Source organism: Paenibacillus sp. RUD330 (genome assembly GCF_002243345.2).
Classification (GTDB): Bacteria; Bacillota; Bacilli; order Paenibacillales; family Paenibacillaceae; genus Paenibacillus_O.
The window spans coordinates 3,714,855-3,731,780 of the sequence record NZ_CP022655.2 but is presented as its reverse complement, the minus strand read 5'-3'; the positions used below and the strand labels follow the sequence as shown (position 1 = coordinate 3,731,780).

Genomic DNA, 16,926 nt, shown 5'->3' with positions numbered 1-16,926 from the left:
CATGCTTACTGCGAGTCAATTAGCAAATCAAGCAGAGATTCAGCGCAAAGCCAAGGCAGGAATTCCGCTGACAAATCCGACAGCTTCCAGTACAGCTCTGTATAAACAAACTCAAACAACGGCAAATCCTGGTCTCCAGAAAGTTGCCCAGCCGGTAAAACCTATTACAGCCAGTAGCTTAATGGCTCAACCAGGAGAAGCTGGAGTACGGAAATACTTCAACGACAACGGCTATTCAAATGTCGGTTACGATAAAGCTCGCGGAATGGTTACAGTCAACGGCATGGATGCTCTTGCCCCATCTAGGATCGCGGGTGGAACGTCTTACGCATCCAATGATGCCTTGGCAGCATCTCTTTCCAAGGTCCGGAACACGGAGATGGGCAACAAGGTGAATGGCCAGCTGGCGAATATTGAGGAATTGTTGAAGAAGCCCTCTTATACACCTGGACAATTCAACTATGACGCCTCCGCTGACCCCATCTATCAAGCTGCCCTCGCTCGGGCCAAGACGAACGCTCAGGGGGCCAGCGGTGATGCCATGGCCGAACTCAACAAGCGCGGAATTCTGGACAGCACTATTACCGGCGATCGGGTGGCCGGCATCCAGCAAGACGCGGTGAACCAAGTGGATAGCGAGCTGATTCCGCAGCTGACGCAACAGGCGTACCAGCGTTGGCAGAACGAAGAGAACATGAAGTACCAGCAATCCCGCGACAGCGTAGGGGATGCCGGGAACCTGCTCTCTCAGCTGATGGGAGTGGATCAGGCTAACAGAGGAAATGACCAACAGCAATGGGATAACCGATTCCAGTACGGTCAGGCAATCGGTCAGTTCGGTAACGGACAGCAGACGTTGCAGAATAAGCAGAATCAGGAGAACATGGCATATCAGCGCGCCAGGGACGCCATCGGTGACAAGCAATGGCAAGCGCAGTTTGACCAAAGCGTGAAGCAGTTCGGCCTTAACTATGCTCTGCAGCAGCTTTCGGAGAATAATCAAGCGGCTTATCAGCAAGCGCAAATCGCCCTTTCGCAGGACGATAACTTGCGACAATGGTCCCAGCTGGATGCCACGCTGGCGCAGCAGAACGCGCCGCAAGCGCCGAAATACAGCGGCATGTCTTCGTCTCAAGTCGTATCCAGCATACGGACTCAGCTAGGCGACAACCTCGCCAAGACACCCAAGGATCAAATCTACCAACAGGTTGTGGCGTTCGGTCTGCCGGATGGACAAGATGAACAAGCCATGCTCGCACTTGGACTTACGAAAGCCGATATTCAGGCTCTGGACAAGAAATTCGGGGTAGGCGCGGGAAAGCCATGACCGGGACCGTAAGCGCTCCTGAGAAGTACGCAGGACTGTTCCAGGCGGCCTCTCAAAAGTACGGTCTCGGTAACGGAATCCTTGAGCGCATCGCAAAGCAAGAATCAGGATTCAATCCGAACGCCAAGAATAGCAAGTCGGGAGCCGCTGGAATGATGCAGTTTATGCCCGGCACAGCTCAAGGCTATGGAATCGATCCCTACAATCCGGCCCAAGCGATCGATGCGGCTGGCAAGATGGTATCGGGTCTGCTTGCTAAGTATGATGGCGACATGAGCAAGGCGCTGGCCGGATACAACTGGGGCGGCGGCAATGTTGATAAGGCCGTGAAAAAGTACGGAGCAAATTGGCTTGCGTATGCTCCGGCAGAAACAAAGAACTATATCAAGAAAATCATGGGGTGAGGACATGTCCACAAGGAAAGAAGCGCTTGACCGGTACCAGCAGGGAGAATCAGCGCGACAACGGGTACTAAGTGGCATGTACAACCAACAACCGGCTACTACGGAGCAGCCGGTTGTTTCTTCCCGCCTTAAGGCTCTGGAAGCGTTCAATGCTGATCAGGCCGTTAAACAAGAGCGAGTTCAAAAGGCGATGAAGTTCAGCGCCGCTAACACGCTCATGGGCAATAATACGGTTGCACCGGTCCGCAAGCCTGTTAAAGAGGTCCCGTTCGAAATCGATCCATTCAAACGCGCCAAGCAAGCGGCAGGCAACGTCAATGCGACTCACATGCTGGAGACACCGATAACCAAGGGCTTGCAGGGAATCCATTACGAGACGAACACAACGCCCTTCCAGCAACTCGTAGAAAAGGCAAAGGATCTTCCTATCTACCGAGCAGGCGCAACGTTCCAGGAGGGCATTAAAAACGCCACGAGCCTAAAGGAGCCGACGTTCAAGGAGTCGACAGGCAATCCGAAGTTTGACAAGTTCCTGCGCTCTCTTGGCGGCGGTGGTGCTGAGCTGACGAACGGCATCATGGCTGGCGGCCCTGCTATGGGTAGTGGGGTGATTGCTGGTAAGGTCACCGAAAAGGCTGCAACCAAAGTGCCGGCCGTTGCGGCTCGAATCGCTGGCGGCGCTGCAGAGGGTGCTGTGACAAACGTTGCCACCGGCATGGCGGCGAATCAGACCGATCCGGGGGAGATCGCTAACCTAGCCGTCACTGGCGGCTTGCTTGGCGGTGCGGCTGGGACACTGGTAGAGGGTGTAGCTGCAGGGGCCAAAGCGCTAGGTAAGGCGCTCGGAACGGGTAAAGAAGCCGCTTATCAAGTCTCGAAGCAAGAGCAAGCCGCAGCTGAAAAAGGGAATTGGTTCACCCGTGCTTTCGGCCAACAAGGGTTGGGAATCGCGGCCGGTGCATCGCGTACCGGAAAGGCTGTGAATTCGGAGGATGTATTGGTTCGAAACAAGCTTCTCCAAGACAAGGATGGGGTCATCGGGAGCATTCAAGCAGGGGCTAAGGATGCTTATCACAACTTTGTTGACCAATACGAGCCATTGAAGGCTTTCGGCCATGATGTGTACGAAAAGGCTATGGATTCTGCGAGGGCGAACAACGTGGCCAATAACATCACGAAGAAGCATTTCGTTACCCCAGAAGGACAGATTGTCGGACCCGGTCTAGAGAGCATCTTCAAAAAGGTGGCGCGTGGGTATGACAAACAGTTCGTTGATTACCTGACTCTCCGGCATGCTGAGACTCGTATTGGACGTGGCGAGCGCGTTTACGCCGAATACATTAAGGACCCGGGCAACCCGCAACGCGCCATGAACACGGTTGAAGCTGTTCAAGACAAGCTTGCTCGGTACAACAAAACCCATCCGAAATGGGCTGCTATTGCCAAGGAATGGGACGGATTCAACGAAAACCTTCTCCAACACTACGGAGTCAATGAGGGCCTTATCTCTGCGGAACAGTTTGCTGCCATGCGAGAGAAGAATCCGTTCTATGCTTCTATGATGAGGCAATTCTCCAAGTCTGAAAAGCCGGCTCAGAAGTACATCGGCGCCCAGACTGGCGCACAGTTCAGCGGACAAAAAGCGCCGATTAAGGAAGTCAGCCCGACCGGATCGGCCAGAAAGATTGTCGACACTCGTAAATCTGCCATCGAACAAGTGGGCGCATGGGCGAATGCTTCCTTCCGCAACCGGGTTATGCAAGGTATCGTGGATAAGGTCAAGGCGAATCCAGAATCGTTCCAGGGTATCGCCGAAATCGTCCAAGCGCCATCCCAAAAGGAGCATGCGCTTCGTCAGGCTCTCACAGATCCTAACCATGATTACCTCAACATGTTGAAGGATGACTTCGATAGCCTTTTTGGGAAAGGAAAAGCGTCGGAGGATAACATTGTCCGCGCAATGGTGAAAGGGGAACCGGTTTATATTAAGGTTCACAACCCGGACATCGTCAAAGCGCTGGCAGGCATGTCGCCACAAGAGGCGGGCTTAGTCGTTGGAGTCCTGCAGAAGTTCTCCAATGCGGTCAAGACAGGGGCGACCGGCGCACTGGCTCCTTTGTTCGCAACTCGCGGGGCTACAGTTGATGTGGTGGCATCTCTCATCCAGTCTAAGAATCCCATACGGCACCTGGGTGATCTGACGCATGCAATCCTTGGATCACTTAACCTTCCGGGGTTCAACAAACTTGTTCAAGAATACGAACTCGCTGGGGGTAAATACTCAGCTGCTCTTAAAGGAGACAGGCAGCTCAACAAAAGCCTGAGTAACCTTGAGCGGCCGGCATTATTCTCCCCGAAAGGCGTTGCTCGCGGCGTCACCAAGACAGTCACGGCGCCATTCCGGGTGGCTAATGCGGTATCGGATGTGGCAGAGAATGTGAACCGGATTGCAGCCTATAAAGGAGAATTGCGTCGACTTGGTGGAGAGAGAACGCCAGACAACGTTCGGAAGGCCATGACGGAAGCTCGGGAGATCACGACAAACTTCAGCCGTAAAGGAGCAAAGTCTCGGGAACTGGAAGCCTTATTCCCATACAACAATGCTGCTGTACAAGGCACCCGGCGTGTCCTTATGGGATTCAAGAATCCAAAGACAGCCATTAAGACCTTGGCTGGCATAACGGCGCTCAGCGTCCTTCCAAAAGCCTATGAATACGCCAAGTTTCATAACGACCCTGACTATCAGAACCTTCCAGCTCGGGAACGGTACCGGAACAACATTGTCGGGAAGCTCCCGAACGGAAAATTCGTCAAGGTTCCTGTAGAGCCGGCCTATGGAGCTTTCGGTGAAGCGACAATCGAGGCCATGCGCAGCTTGCTTGATAAAGATCCGACAGCGTTTAAGGGCGCTGCTGACGCCTTGGTGAATGCCTATTTACCACCTATGGCAACGGGTGCTTTGCAAGGTCTGACGCAAGGAACGGGTCTTCAGGGGGCTGGAGAAGGATTCCTTAACGGAATGTCCACCGCACCTATCGCAGGCGCTTTAAACAACAAGAGTTTCACGGGAGCGCCGATTGTACCGAAGGACACAGAAGGGCGTACAGACAAGTACGAATATGACGAGCGCACGTCTAGCATCGCCAAAAAAGTAGGGTCTGTGACGGGGTATTCTCCTATGAAGGTTGATTACCTGCTCAAATCCTACGGCGGTGATCCAGCACGAATGATTCTTCCTCTTATGAGTTCAGTAGGCGGCGGCAATGCTCGTGATTCTCTGCTTAAGAATTTCATCGCAGATCCGACTTATAGCAATACCTTGTCACAGGACTTTTACGACGCCAAGGATAAACTAAATGCTGCGTACCAGGACAATAAGGATCTCGGCATTCCATTGCCGAAATGGTACAGCGAAGACATGCGGAAGGAGCTCACTTCCTCTGCAAAAGGCTCTATTTCTAAGATGGTTAGCGGACTGAGAGATCAGAAGGCCCAAATCCAAAGCGACAAATCCTTGACCAAGCAGCAAAAAACGGATCAGCTTCTGAGAATACAAAAGCAGATTAATGACATATACTTGGATATTAACGCCAAATTGTCGAAACAAGGAATCATAAGATAGGTAGGGGTGATAGAGTGAAGAGCCAGAAGGTGTGGACTTGGTTCGAACAAACGTTAATCGGTCAGGTGTGCGGCGTCTTCATAGCTGCAGCCATCTTCTGGACTTTCGCCATCCCTCTATATTGGGTAATAAGTGCGCCTATGGATGGGATTGAGCAGTTTTTCTATCGCATCCATCTCGGATTCCTAGTTGAATGGTTTGAGAATAATTGGTAATATAAATACAAATCCGAAAGCATCGGTCGAAGAGAGTCCGCGGGAAACCGCTGGGCTCTTTTTGTTATGGAGGGAACATGGAAAAGCTGCAGATGTGCGTTCCATACTGCCTGATTGAAGGTGTTCCGGCAGATCAGAGTAAGACACTACAGCGTATCAGGGACTTTTGGGGGGAAGATGAGGCAAATTCGTTCATTTTCGAGCAAATCGGTCCACGATACGAAGATATCATGACGTACGGATCTGATGAACTTAAAGAGGTTGCGTTTACTGTAACTAACGGCGTTGCACCGGGAGGGAAATCATGAGCAAATTCGCAAATGCTCAATTCATTACGACGGTCATCACTATGGCGGCGATCGCTCTCAACAACAAATTTGCATGGCATTTAAATGCTATTGAATTGGGGGCGTCAATTGCAGTCTCCGTAAACTTCATCTTCGCGCAGATCATGGTGGATATTCAAAAAATAAAGGCCGGGCAGCAAGTCAAATTCAGCAAGACAAAGTTTGCTACGCTTCTTATCTCCTGCGGGATCATCGGATTCACCCAATACATCGGGTTCGAACTCAGCACCGAGGACGTCTTGTGGATTGCCGGAATCGCCATGGCCTTTATCTCCGGCAAAGGCTTCAAGGATGTCATCGAAACCAAGAAGAACGCATCCGATGAAGAGAGGCTCACGGATGGGGAGAGGATATACCTATGAACATCATCCAGAAACCGGTAAAGTCATTCAGCAGCCGTGGTGGTCATATTCCCATCTGTATCGTCTTGCACATCACGGCCGGCAGCGCAAATTCGGCATACAACGAATTCAAGAACTCAGGCAATCAAAAGAGCAGCACCTTCTTGACCACCCGCAGCGGGGAGGTTTGGCAGTTCATTGACATACAAAGTAAGCCATGGACGAACGGCAACATTAGGAACCCTACGGCACCTATCATCCGAGCCAATGGCCCCCTTAATCCTAACTACTATTCCGTCACCATCGAGCAAGAAGGGTACGGAACAAGCGGTGGAGATGGGGCTATTACAGAGGATCAGTTCTTGGCTCTTTGCCAGCTGATCAAACATATTCAAACAGAGGTAAAGCGGATCTACGGGAATACGATCCCCCTCACTCCGGAACGAGTCATCGGCCATTATCAGATTGACAGCATGGGTAAATCGTTTTGCCCTGGTCCGGCATTCCCGTGGACGCGTCTGTACAAGGAACTCATCGTGGCTGACAGCATGACTCTCGAACATTACGAAGAGCGAATCGACAGCCTCAAACAGCCGGCCAAGACGGCACAGCGGGCGTATACCATTGCAATCCGTATCAATGATCTCAGCGCCAAACTTGAAGTCCAAAAGTTCATCAGGGCAGCTACCGATAAATTATTGCTCCTGATCCCCATCGTCCCCAACGCAGAGACTATACAGGATGTTGTGGATTACGTGAACCGCCTTTACAACGCAAAGCAATACGCGGATCTCGTGGAAATGGAACCGCTTATGAAGAACAAGGGGCTGCTCTAATGAGCGGCCCCTTTTTTTATATTCCCTATTTTTGAAAGATGAATTACAATATCTGTAAAGGCGAATATGGAGGTGGATTGGTTGTCCAGACACGAGGAAACCACTAGAAGCATTTGCGAGAATGGAGATTTAACGCCTGATTATGCAATATTATTAGCTCAAATGGTTGACAATAGGGATCAGGAGCTTTTGAGGCAACGAGCGGTTAATCGTCAATTACTTGAGATAATCAAATCGACTACCGAATTATTTAATGTAGAGAAGTTAATAAGTCTAGGCATCCTGGAGTCTTTAGATCTGAATGACCTCCAAACGCAAGTCGAAATCGGAATCGAGTTAACAAAATAAAGAGGCCGTCTATCGGTCCTTTTTTTATTTGCGTCTCAGTCCTTCTCCGATATCTGTAATATACCTCGCCAGCTGCACGCTTATTTCCGATCGCATAACCTCTCGAACAATCCCGAACTCGTGATGATATCCCCTGTAGATGTACTTGTAGTTGATGATGTGCCTGGTGTTATTTGTCTCCGGATTTTCCAGATATAGCTTGATGTTACGCGCTGACAGCTCGCGTCTAAGGCCGAACTGATCTGCCATGAGCTTATCCATGATCGCTTGTGCTGTCATCGCATAAGCCCGTTTAAGCACGTTAGGCGAGTTCTGGATTTCATTCATGCTCTTTTCGACCATGGCGATCATGTGCGGGATCAGTATGGCGTCCCGAATCATGACCATCTCTTCCGGCAGCGGCATTACCCGTTTAACTTCGCTCATTACCCTTACCTCCGAACCGAACATATGTACCTATTATAGTCCGTGTTCGCTGGTTTGATGCAAGAGGAAAATCACTCCGGTTTGTAAATCCATATCTCCATGACGTTCAGATCGAGTGCATGAGCAATTTTGTACGCCACTTCCATAGACGGTGGCCGGCGCTCGGATACAAGGGCGCTTAATGTATGTTCATTGACTCCAGTCTTCTCTGCAAGTTCTCGCTGCTTCATGCGGCGTTCCGCAAGGATGACCTTTAATCGGCACTCAAACATGCTATCACCTCGCCTACAACTTCCCCAAATCGGGACGAACTCCTGCAAAAAGTACAGGCTACATCAAACATTTTTGTGCACGGACATGCAAAAGTATCCGCATATGCCCATACCTTAGTATCAACAAAAGTCGAAAGGTGGAGCAAACATGGGATACGCAAAGGTTAAAGACGTCATCGTGGTGAGTGAACCCCATGCAATCAGCGTTTACCGGAGAAGTGGCACGACGATCCATTTAACGATGGTCTACGCGGACAAACAAAGCTTTGTGGAACGGTACGATCATGACGACGATCTGGAGTGCTTCATGCTCTTTAAACAGGCGTTTGGGCCGTATCTTGACCTGTCTGAGGACTGCAGCCGGTTTACCTTAGTCATCTACCCCAAAGACATGAAGCAGTTCTCGTACGAGCCTAGAGACGTCCTGCCGGTCGTCCGCAAAATGTCTCTGCCGGTGATGGCAGGCAAGTCCCGTAAAGGCTGGGAAGCCTACGACATGGCGAAGCATCCTCACCTGCTGATCTCTGGCGAGACAGGGTCCGGGAAGTCCGTTGCGCTCCGCGCCATCCTTACAACGCTTGTTGAGACATGCGGCGACCGGCTGCAACTGTACTGCGCGGATCTCAAGCGATCGGAGTTTCATTTGTTTCGTGGGATCGCTCAGAAGGTAGTCGTTACTCCCGGCGAGCTGCGCGGGGTTTTGTCCAAGATCAAGACGGAGATGGAGCACCGGGGCGACCTGCTGGACAAAGCGGAGGAAGCTCACATTGATGACCTGCCGGACCCGCCGCCGTATATCGTCCTAGCCGTAGACGAAGTGTCTCTCCTTCGCAAGGAAAAGGACATCATGGCCGCGATCGAGGACGTCAGCTCCATCGGCCGAGCGCTCGGCGTGTTCCTGATCCTCTCCATGCAGCGGCCAGACGCAAAGATATTGGACGGGGCGCTCAAGAACAACCTTACGGTTCGAATGGCTTTCCGCCAGTCTGACGAGATCAACAGCAGAATCGCCATCGGCTCCGGCGAAGCTGCCAGCATCCGAATGTCCCAGCGTGGCAGGATGTACATGAAAGGCGAAGAACTCAAAATGATTCAGATGCCATACCTGGAGCTGGCGGAAGCCAAAAAGCTCCTCATGCCGTACAAGGAGCCCCAGGTCGCGCCGAAAGGACAGAAGCGCAAGAACGTCATCGATGCCGAGTATACGGTGTGGGAGGACGATGAACCGATCATAGGAGTGCTTTAAATGAACAAGAGAGATAAGGCCATTGTAGAGGATCTGACGCGCTTCCGTTGCCTAACCCGTGATGATGTGGCGGACCTCCACTTTGGACACGTTAAACACCCCATTACGCAAGCCAACATGGTTCTCAAGCGTCTGCGCCGGGATGGTCACATCGATTGCAGCATGGAACGGCGCATGTATATCTATTTCCCGAAGCCGAGTATAAAGAAGGACAGCGCTAAGATAAATCATTTCCTCGCCATCGCGGACTTCTACAAGCAGATCCGGGCGATCGAGGAGCCTCGGACGTTCGTCGTTGAACCGAAATACGGAAAAGGGAACCCCGAGCCAGATGTCTTTGTCATATGGCAGAGGGCCCCCTTTTTTGTAGAGATCCAGCGGTCGGTCTACTCCGAAAAAGCGATGAAGGAAAAGCTGGACCGGTACGAAGCGTACTTTCACTCGGATCTCTGGAAACTCGAAGCATGGCAGCCGGAGGAAAAAAAGGTTTTCCCTCGGCTGTGGATAATCAGTGAGAAGCCTTGGCCTGTGGATAACACTCCGTTTAAACTAATTCAGTCTCGAAACGTTGAGGAGAGCTTGTCTCTCTTCAAAAGAGCCTGAATGTTGTATAATAAAACCAGCGAAACCAAGGGGTTTCAAGGACAGATAAACAGTTAGTGTAAATGAAATCACGCTCATCGATATCCTGGGTTCCGAGCATGACGATGTCGTGGAGAAGGTGCAGCTCAAGATCGAGAAGTCGAAGATCTACAAAAATCTGGACATTCTCGACGAGCGGGAGCGGGAAGTGGTGATGGCCCGGTTCGGGCTGGAGCATGGCGGCGAGGAGCGGACGCAGCGGGAGATCGCCAAGGAGCTGGGCATCAGCCGGAGCTATGTGTCGCGGATCGAGAAGCGGGCGCTCATGAAGCTGTATCATGAGTTTTACAAGGTGAAGAAATAGGCCGAGTGGATGGATTCAGACGGCTGTCTTCATGCCGCCTAAGCTCGTCTTCTGCTTCGGATCCAGGCGGCGACCGCATGAAGGAGCAGGAGCACCACGCCGGCCTCGATCGCATGATCGGCCACGTTGAGAATGCCGCCGCCAGAGCGCACCAGGAAGTCCGTTACTCGTCCGAACAGGAGGCGGTCGATCCCATTGCCCGCCGCTCCCCCGACGAGGAATCCGAAGCTGGCTTCCTGAAGCAGGGATTTCTTCTCCAGGGTGCGGCGATGATGCAGGATGACGACGATGAACAGCAGGGCGGCGAATCCGAACAGCGTTCCATATCCCTGGAACAGGCTACCGGCCATGCCGCTGTTCTCATAACGGCTAATTTGAAGCGGCCCCCACGGGAACGATTCCCCGACCTCGACATGGCTGCGGATCAGCCACTTGGTAGCTTGATCGAGCATGAATGCCAGCACCGCAATGCCATAGAACAGCATAGCCGACCTTCTTTCGTTAGGTGTTTCTTTTATTTTAAATCAATGCCGCAAGCTTTGTCTCCATCGGCATCCAAGCGTCCGGGGAGCAACCAAAGAAACCTTGAAGCCGCGGCTGGCGGCTTCAAGGTTTTTGAGTTGGACTGATGGCTGCTCGACGCAAGAGAGGCAGAGGCTTCTCTTTATTTGGTCAGATAGATGGAGGAATCCTTGGTGTCGAAATGAACGTTCCAGCCAAGCAGCTCGGAGAGGAAGCGGATCGGGAGAACGGTGCGGTTGTCGCGGAGGACGGCCGGCGATGATAGGGCTTTGCGGGTCCCGTTCAGGTCCATTTCCTTTTTGCCGATCCAGAAGGTCAGCGTGTCCTTGCCCGACTTGACGACGACCGCTTTTGTCGAGACGCTGTAGGTTGCGTTCGCTCCGAGAGATTCGCTCAGGAACCGAAGCGGAACATAGGTCGTGTTGTTCAGGATGAACGGGCTGGTATCCAGCTGCGACTGCTTCCCATTGACGGTGACCCGCTTGCTGCCGATCTGCATTTTAATCGCCGATGCTGAAGGCGAGGACGTCGGAGCCGGAGTCGGTGCCGGCGTCGAAGGCGAAGCAGACGGAGATGGAGATGGAGCCGGCGTCGAAGGCGAGGACGTCGGAGCCGGAGTCGGTGCCGGCGTCGAAGGCGAAGCAGACGGAGATGGAGATGGAGCCGGCGTCGAAGGCGAGGACGTCGGAGCCGGAGTCGGTGCCGAAGGCGAGGACGTCGGAGCCGGAGTCGGTGTCGGCGTCGCTTCTGTCGATCCGCTCGTGACCGTGATCGAGCTTGTGGCGGTGAAGCCGCCATCGGCCGTTGTCACGGTAATGGCTGCCGTGCCCGCACCAGCCGGGGTGACGATGCCGTTCGCATCAACGGATGCCACAGCCTTGTCGCTGGTGCTCCAGGTTACGGCTTGGTTCGTCGCCCCGCTCGGATGGATCGTCGCGGTCAGAGCCTGCGGCTCTCCGCCGGTCTTGAAGCTCAAGGAGCTCTTGTCCAGCGTTACGCCCGTAACGCCTACCGGGATGTCGCCTTTCACGATGCCGAACTGATCGATGATGAACGGCTGCGCGTTGTTAAGGTTCTGGTCGATCTCGTAGGTGACGGCCGTCAGCCTGTCGCCGTCGACCGTGATGCCGACGAAGTTCTGCACCTGGCTGCGCTTCGGACGCGTGGCGTCGCTCGGATCCGGGCCGTACTTGGCGGCATGGTTCTCCTCCGCGCGCTCGAAGAGGCTGTAGTAGGCTTCGCCAAGCTGCGGCTTCGCATTTTTGTAGTACACTTTAGGGCCGGCCGTAGCCGGGATGAGGTAGATGGAGCCGTCCGGGTTGACGGTGTATTCGACCGACTGGCCGTTGAGCGTCTCGGTGATCTTGTCCGTCGCCGCCGCCGTTCCGTCCTGCTTGATCGGCTTCGTGCGGGCGTAGATATGGTCATGGCCTTGGACGACAAAGTCGATGCCGAGCTGGGCCATGAGCGGCGCGATCTGGCTGCGCACGCCGTTGGCGCCCATGATGTCGGTGTCGGTCGCATGGTTGGAGGTCGTGTACGGGCCTTTGTGGATGTTCACGATGATCCATTTGGCGCCGGCCGCCTTGGCGGCGAGCGCATCCTGCTTGAGCCATTCCACCTGCGCCACGGAGAAGTTGGCGTACTGGGCGGAGGTTTCGTTGGAGTTCAGCACGATGAAGTGGGCGTTGCTGTAATCGTACGAGTAGTATGCGCCCGTCAGCGTGGCGGAGCCGGCCGGCTGCTGCAGGTTGAAATGCTCGTAGAAGGCGTTGTTCTTGTCTTCATGGTTGCCTGCCGAAGGCGCGATGGTCGTATGGAGCAGGCTCTCCTGGGAGTGGCCGAGCAGCCAGTTCCACTGTTCTTCCTTCGTGCCGGTGTCGACGATGTCGCCGTTATGGACGACGAACTGAGCCTCGGGAACGGTGGCGAGCGCCTTGGCGAGCGTCTCCGCGGACAGCTTCGCTTCCTCTTCGTCCTTGGCCTGCGTGTCGGCCAGGTCGATGAACGTGAACGCGCCGCCGGCCGGAGCCGTGCGGAAGGTGCCGGTGCCGCTCCAGGCGTTCAGCGCTTTGTCGCCCGCGCGGAAATAATAGGAAGTGTCCGGCTTGAGGCCGGTCGCCTCGGCTTTATGTACAGCCTCTTGCGGAGAATTGGACGAGACGGCCGTGCGGCCCGTAAATTCCGCCGCGCCGGAGAAGTCGGCTGCAGCGCCTGTCTTCTCCACGACCTGAAGGTCGCTGCCGGCCGACTCGAGGTAGGTGTACCAGGTTACCCCTTTCGAGGTGGTCGGATCTCCGTTGAAGGTTACCGTGACTTTGTTGACTTCGACGGCTGAAGCTGCGGCCGCCGCCGGGGAGGCGGGAGCTGCGGCGCTCAGCGCTCCTAGAACCAATGCGGAGGATAAAGCCAAGGACAACATCTTTTTGGGAAGCAAATTCATGGTAATCTCCTTTGCACAGAAATTTGTGGAGCCGCTTGCCAAATCCAATCGACTATATCAAACCAATGTAAATCTATTGCTTTAAAAATATTTAGATCTTGTAAAAATGCGGTATAATCCTAGAATCGCGCGATTGGCGGCGGATAGGGAATGGGAAAAATCGATGCCGGCTGCCGTCCATGCCGGGGCTGGAACGGATTGCATGATGCCAGGAGAGCGGTTTGAAGCTAAAATGAGGAAATGTAAGCGTCGTCATGCTTCTGCTGAACATGTTCGACGAAGAGATACACGAAGAGTTGAAGGCCATGGCGATTTTTCCATCTGCAAAACAGCGGCCGAGATGACGTTATAGCAGCCAGAGGGACAAAAGGGATGTGAATTCAAATGAAAGCCATCGATGCAGCAAGCCGCCAAAGCCGCTTCCCCCGCTGGAACACGATCCGCAACCGGGTATTCTTCTCCATCCTCTGCTTTCTGATCGCCCCCGTGCTGCTCAGCATGTATCTGCTCGACAAGCCGCTGGAGCGGACGATCGAGCAGAAAATCGGGGAATCCAACCAGGATGCCTTGTCCCTGGTCACCTACAATGTGAAGCTGCTGCTCGACGATATGGTCCAGGCGTCGGTGGAGATGACGCTTCAGGCCGACATCCGCTCGGTTCTGAAGGATCCAGGCCAATTTTCCAAATACGAAAAGCTGCGATTGTCGGATACCGCGTTCAAGCGGGTATTCAGCTCCTACTTCACGAACACGGACGTCACCTTGATCGACCGCTACGGCGGGTGGCTCAGCACAAGCTACGTGCCGGATGCCAAGCTGAGCGCCTACGCGGGCTCCGACTGGTACTCTTCGCTCATGAGCCAGCCCTATCACCAGCTCTGGATGTCCGGAGACTCCCGGATGCTGTATCTGGAGCAGAGGCCGACGGTGACGCTGGTCAAAGCGGTGTCCGACTTTCCCGAGGGCCAGAATCTCGGCTCGATCTCCTTCAGCGTGCCCGAGACGGATGTCCGCAAAATGCTGCGGGGACTGGACGGCGCCGTTTATTTGCTGGACAAGGACGATCGGGTCGTCTCCGCCAGCGGGGGCGGCATGCAGGGTCAGCAGGCTCCGGAGGAAATTCGGCTGGCCGGAATCCACGGGAGCCGGCAAGGACAAAGCATCGTCGAAAAGGACGGGCGGAAGTGGATCGTCAGCCATGATACGATCGGCTTGAACGGCTGGACGACGGTCCAGATGGTGCCTTACGACAAAGTGTTCGAGGAGATCGTAACGATCAGGCGGACCAATATGCTCGTTCTTGCCGCGATCTTCATCGTGTTCACGATCGTGACGCTGTCGATCTCCAACGGAATGTCCAAGCCGCTGAGGCTGCTGCGCAAAAAGATGACCGAGCTGGAAAGCAAGCAGTTCCATTCGACGATCCAGGTCGCGGGCCCCCGGGAAATCGCGGCGCTCAGCCAGACGTACAACGACATGGTGCGGGAGATCAGGCATCTGCTGCTGCGGGTCAAGCAGGAATACGAGCAGAAGGAAGACATGCGCTTCCGTGCGCTCCAGTCCCAGATCGACCCCCATTTCCTGCTCAATACGCTCAACAACATCAAGTGGCTCGCTTATTTGCGCAAGGACGACGAGGTGGGGGACATGCTGTCCAGCCTCGGCGGCATTCTGGAAGGGAGCATCGGGCGCGACGGCAGTCTCGCGACGCTGCGTCAGGAGCTCGATTATATCTCCAGCTATATGAACCTGATGAAAATGAGCCTCGGCGACATCTCGCTCGAGATCGACGTTCCGGATGAGCTCCTGGATCAGGAAACGCTCAAGATGATGCTGCAGCCGGTCGTCGAGAACAGCCTCATGCATGGGCTCAAGGAAAGGGCGGCAGGCGGCGTCATCCGGGTCGAAGCCCGCCGTCATGAGGGGCAGGTCATCCTGGCCTTGAGCGACAACGGGGCCGGCATGCCGGAGGAGAAGCTGCTTCAGCTGAGGAAAGGGCTGGAGACGGACGCGGATGGCGGTCCGGCACGGCGGATCGGAATCAAAAACGTGCATGACCGGATACGGCTGCAGTACGGCGATCCGTATGGCATCGGGCTGGATAGCCGGGAAGGCGGCGGCACGAAGGTGACGGTGCTGCTGCCGGCAAGGAAAGGGAGGGAAGGACATGGCGGGGAAGCTTAAAGTGATGCTGGTCGAGGATGAGCTGCTGGTCCGGCTCGGGATCAAGTCTCTGGTCGATTGGGAGAGCCATTCCTTCGACTATATCGGCGATGCGGCCGACGGGGAGAAGGCGCTGGAGCTGATGGAGCAGGACGTGCCGGATATTCTGCTGACCGATATCGTCATGCCGCGGATGGACGGGCTGGAGCTGATCGCCAGGGTGAAGGAGAAGTACCCGGATATGATGATCATCGTGCTCAGCAGCCATGACGAATACGACTATGTGCGGAGGGCGATGAAGCTCGGCATCGAGGATTACGTCCTGAAGACTTCCATCAAGCCGTCGGTGCTGCTGGAGCTGCTGGGCGAAGCCGCGGCCAAATACGGATCCCGCCGCGGGAGCGGAGTTTCCCCGGAGCCTGCGGAACGGCGGGAGAGCCAGGCTGAGCGCATGGGGCGGCAATTGCGGGCCGAGCTTCAGGAGCCCCGGCCGACCGGGCTGGAGCCGCTGCCGCTGCCGGAAGGAATGCGGCTGCTGCATGTGCGCGCGAGGGGGTTCCGCGACGAATCCCAGCGGGATTCGGCCTTCCGCCTGCTTGACCATCTCGTCCAGACGGAGCTTCGGGATTTCCTGGGATCCGGCCTCTGCATGCCCGCGCCGCTCGAGATGGCCGCGCTGATCCGGCCGGCGGAATCCACAGCAGAGGCCGCCGCAACCGGTACCGTCGCAGCCGATACAGCGGGAGCCGATGCCATCGCAGCCGATGCTGCGGCAGCCCGGATCGAGAATCTGATCCGGGCGTCAGGATCGATGCTCGGCATGGAGCTCGAAGCCGGCCTGTCGCCGCCCTGCGCGGATTGGGAGGAGCTTCGCGGCTGTTATGCCCAGGCGCGCAGGGATGCGGAGGATGCGCCCGCTAACGCCGCATCGCGCGAGGATATCCGCGGCCTCCTGGCGTACCTGGGGGAGAACTACTCGAAGTCCTTGTCGCTGAAGGATGCCGCTGTCCGTCTGAGCATGAGCGAGGCGTACTTGAGCACCTTGTTCAAGCGCGAAACCGGAATGAATTTTACCGATTGGGTGAACCGGCTGCGGATCGAGAAGGCTTCGGAGTATTTGAAGAAAACCGATATGCCCAGTTATTTGATCTCGGAGCGGGTAGGATACGAGAACATCAATTATTTCGGCAGGATATTCAAGAAGGTCAAGGGAATAAGCCCGCAGCAGTTCAGAGGGAAATATAAAAAAGGCCTGTAATGACTTTTTATGGGAGGTTACCTCGCGCGGGCGCCTCTCTTTTTATCTGAAAAAAGTGAACAATCGGCGAAAGATAGTGAACATCGGCGATGAAAATCCATACAGGGTGAACAATTCACGCAAATCCGTTCCTGTGAGCCTGCAAAAGGCCTCGATATAATAAAGGCATAAGCCGGAAAGCTGACATTCATAAAAGGGCTTACATGAATT

The 16,926-nt window shown here is 54.6% G+C and carries 14 protein-coding genes and 1 pseudogene; 11 read left to right on the top strand and 4 right to left on the bottom strand.

What is annotated here, in order from left to right; all coding sequences use genetic code 11:
• Position 1 precedes the first annotated feature (1 nt).
• The 6 genes from CIC07_RS16860 to CIC07_RS16835 all read left to right on the top strand — a co-directional run bounded on the left by CIC07_RS16860 (position 2) and on the right by CIC07_RS16835 (position 7,092).
• Positions 2-1,327 carry a hypothetical protein gene (locus tag CIC07_RS16860; protein WP_157741925.1) on the top strand — a complete coding sequence of 442 codons (1,326 nt, stop codon included), beginning with the start codon at positions 2-4 and terminating at the stop codon, positions 1,325-1,327.
• The gene (locus tag CIC07_RS16855) at positions 1,324-1,731 is read left to right on the top strand and encodes a lytic transglycosylase domain-containing protein (protein WP_094248073.1); all 408 of its coding nucleotides are present in this window, start codon (positions 1,324-1,326) and stop codon (positions 1,729-1,731) included. Before CIC07_RS16860 ends, CIC07_RS16855 begins: the two co-directional genes overlap by 4 nt.
• A 76-nt stretch (positions 1,732-1,807) precedes the next feature.
• Positions 1,808-5,353, top strand: coding sequence for an LPD38 domain-containing protein (locus CIC07_RS16850; protein WP_094248072.1), 3,546 nt, complete (start codon positions 1,808-1,810; stop codon positions 5,351-5,353).
• Positions 5,354-5,645: 292 nt separating this feature from the next.
• Positions 5,646-5,876 carry a hypothetical protein gene (locus CIC07_RS16845; RefSeq protein WP_094248070.1) on the top strand — a complete coding sequence of 77 codons (231 nt, stop codon included), beginning with the start codon at positions 5,646-5,648 and terminating at the stop codon, positions 5,874-5,876.
• A complete protein-coding gene (locus CIC07_RS16840; RefSeq protein ID WP_094248069.1) occupies positions 5,873-6,277 on the top strand; it encodes a hypothetical protein in 405 nt (134 codons plus the stop codon). Before CIC07_RS16845 ends, CIC07_RS16840 begins: the two co-directional genes overlap by 4 nt.
• Positions 6,274-7,092 carry an N-acetylmuramoyl-L-alanine amidase gene (locus CIC07_RS16835; RefSeq protein ID WP_094248068.1) on the top strand — a complete coding sequence of 273 codons (819 nt, stop codon included), beginning with the start codon at positions 6,274-6,276 and terminating at the stop codon, positions 7,090-7,092. The genes CIC07_RS16840 and CIC07_RS16835 overlap by 4 nt, the downstream gene beginning before the upstream one ends.
• A 372-nt stretch (positions 7,093-7,464) precedes the next feature.
• On the opposite strand, the gene CIC07_RS16830 is transcribed toward CIC07_RS16835, so the two are convergent.
• On the bottom strand, positions 7,465-7,866 hold the full coding sequence (locus CIC07_RS16830) for a YhjD family protein (protein ID WP_094248066.1): 402 nt from the start codon (positions 7,864-7,866) through the stop codon (positions 7,465-7,467).
• Positions 7,867-7,937: 71 nt separating this feature from the next.
• Positions 7,938-8,096 (bottom strand): helix-turn-helix transcriptional regulator, encoded by a 159-nt coding sequence (locus CIC07_RS16825; protein ID WP_240923516.1) that lies wholly within the window; start codon positions 8,094-8,096, stop codon positions 7,938-7,940.
• 190 nt (positions 8,097-8,286) lie between these two features.
• Between CIC07_RS16825 and CIC07_RS16820 the strand changes: the two genes are divergently transcribed.
• From CIC07_RS16820 to CIC07_RS16810, 3 genes and pseudogenes are all read left to right on the top strand, one after another.
• Positions 8,287-9,384 carry an FtsK/SpoIIIE domain-containing protein gene (locus CIC07_RS16820; RefSeq protein WP_094248064.1) on the top strand — a complete coding sequence of 366 codons (1,098 nt, stop codon included), beginning with the start codon at positions 8,287-8,289 and terminating at the stop codon, positions 9,382-9,384.
• Positions 9,385-9,987 (top strand): replication-relaxation family protein, encoded by a 603-nt coding sequence (locus CIC07_RS16815; RefSeq protein WP_094248063.1) that lies wholly within the window; start codon positions 9,385-9,387, stop codon positions 9,985-9,987.
• 61 nt (positions 9,988-10,048) lie between these two features.
• Positions 10,049-10,330, top strand: a pseudogene (locus CIC07_RS16810) (sigma-70 family RNA polymerase sigma factor); the annotation flags it as partial.
• Between the two features lie 38 nt (positions 10,331-10,368).
• Here the strand turns inward: CIC07_RS16810 and lspA are convergent.
• Together lspA and CIC07_RS16800 are read right to left on the bottom strand one after the other, a co-directional pair.
• Entirely contained in the window at positions 10,369-10,815 is a 447-nt protein-coding gene (gene lspA / locus CIC07_RS16805) for a signal peptidase II (RefSeq protein ID WP_076354433.1), read from the bottom strand.
• Between the two features lie 179 nt (positions 10,816-10,994).
• Positions 10,995-13,295, bottom strand: a complete 2,301-nt coding sequence (locus tag CIC07_RS16800; protein WP_139334404.1) for a stalk domain-containing protein — start codon at positions 13,293-13,295, stop codon at positions 10,995-10,997.
• A 384-nt stretch (positions 13,296-13,679) separates the two neighbouring features.
• Between CIC07_RS16800 and CIC07_RS16795 the strand changes: the two genes are divergently transcribed.
• Together CIC07_RS16795 and CIC07_RS16790 are read left to right on the top strand one after the other, a co-directional pair.
• The gene (locus CIC07_RS16795; RefSeq protein WP_076354435.1) at positions 13,680-15,479 is read left to right on the top strand and encodes a sensor histidine kinase; all 1,800 of its coding nucleotides are present in this window, start codon (positions 13,680-13,682) and stop codon (positions 15,477-15,479) included.
• The gene (locus CIC07_RS16790) at positions 15,463-16,716 is read left to right on the top strand and encodes a response regulator transcription factor (protein WP_076354437.1); all 1,254 of its coding nucleotides are present in this window, start codon (positions 15,463-15,465) and stop codon (positions 16,714-16,716) included. Before CIC07_RS16795 ends, CIC07_RS16790 begins: the two co-directional genes overlap by 17 nt.
• The last annotated feature ends 210 nt before the right edge of the window (positions 16,717-16,926 follow it).

What these genes read in the sequence shown, in the direction of transcription:
- CIC07_RS16860 (WP_157741925.1), top strand. Translation starts at nt 2, where the DNA reads ATGCTTACTGCGAGTCAATTAGCAAATCAAGCAGAGATTCAGCGCAAA.
- CIC07_RS16855 (WP_094248073.1), top strand. Translation starts at nt 1,324, where the DNA reads ATGACCGGGACCGTAAGCGCTCCTGAGAAGTACGCAGGACTGTTCCAG.
- CIC07_RS16850 (WP_094248072.1), top strand. Translation starts at nt 1,808, where the DNA reads ATGTACAACCAACAACCGGCTACTACGGAGCAGCCGGTTGTTTCTTCC.
- CIC07_RS16845 (WP_094248070.1), top strand. Translation starts at nt 5,646, where the DNA reads ATGGAAAAGCTGCAGATGTGCGTTCCATACTGCCTGATTGAAGGTGTT.
- CIC07_RS16840 (WP_094248069.1), top strand. Translation starts at nt 5,873, where the DNA reads ATGAGCAAATTCGCAAATGCTCAATTCATTACGACGGTCATCACTATG.
- CIC07_RS16835 (WP_094248068.1), top strand. Translation starts at nt 6,274, where the DNA reads ATGAACATCATCCAGAAACCGGTAAAGTCATTCAGCAGCCGTGGTGGT.
- CIC07_RS16830 (WP_094248066.1), bottom strand. Translation starts at nt 7,866, where the DNA reads ATGAGCGAAGTTAAACGGGTAATGCCGCTGCCGGAAGAGATGGTCATG.
- CIC07_RS16825 (WP_240923516.1), bottom strand. Translation starts at nt 8,096, where the DNA reads ATGAAGCAGCGAGAACTTGCAGAGAAGACTGGAGTCAATGAACATACA.
- CIC07_RS16820 (WP_094248064.1), top strand. Translation starts at nt 8,287, where the DNA reads ATGGGATACGCAAAGGTTAAAGACGTCATCGTGGTGAGTGAACCCCAT.
- CIC07_RS16815 (WP_094248063.1), top strand. Translation starts at nt 9,385, where the DNA reads ATGAACAAGAGAGATAAGGCCATTGTAGAGGATCTGACGCGCTTCCGT.
- lspA (WP_076354433.1), bottom strand. Translation starts at nt 10,815, where the DNA reads ATGCTGTTCTATGGCATTGCGGTGCTGGCATTCATGCTCGATCAAGCT.
- CIC07_RS16800 (WP_139334404.1), bottom strand. Translation starts at nt 13,295, where the DNA reads ATGAATTTGCTTCCCAAAAAGATGTTGTCCTTGGCTTTATCCTCCGCA.
- CIC07_RS16795 (WP_076354435.1), top strand. Translation starts at nt 13,680, where the DNA reads ATGAAAGCCATCGATGCAGCAAGCCGCCAAAGCCGCTTCCCCCGCTGG.
- CIC07_RS16790 (WP_076354437.1), top strand. Translation starts at nt 15,463, where the DNA reads ATGGCGGGGAAGCTTAAAGTGATGCTGGTCGAGGATGAGCTGCTGGTC.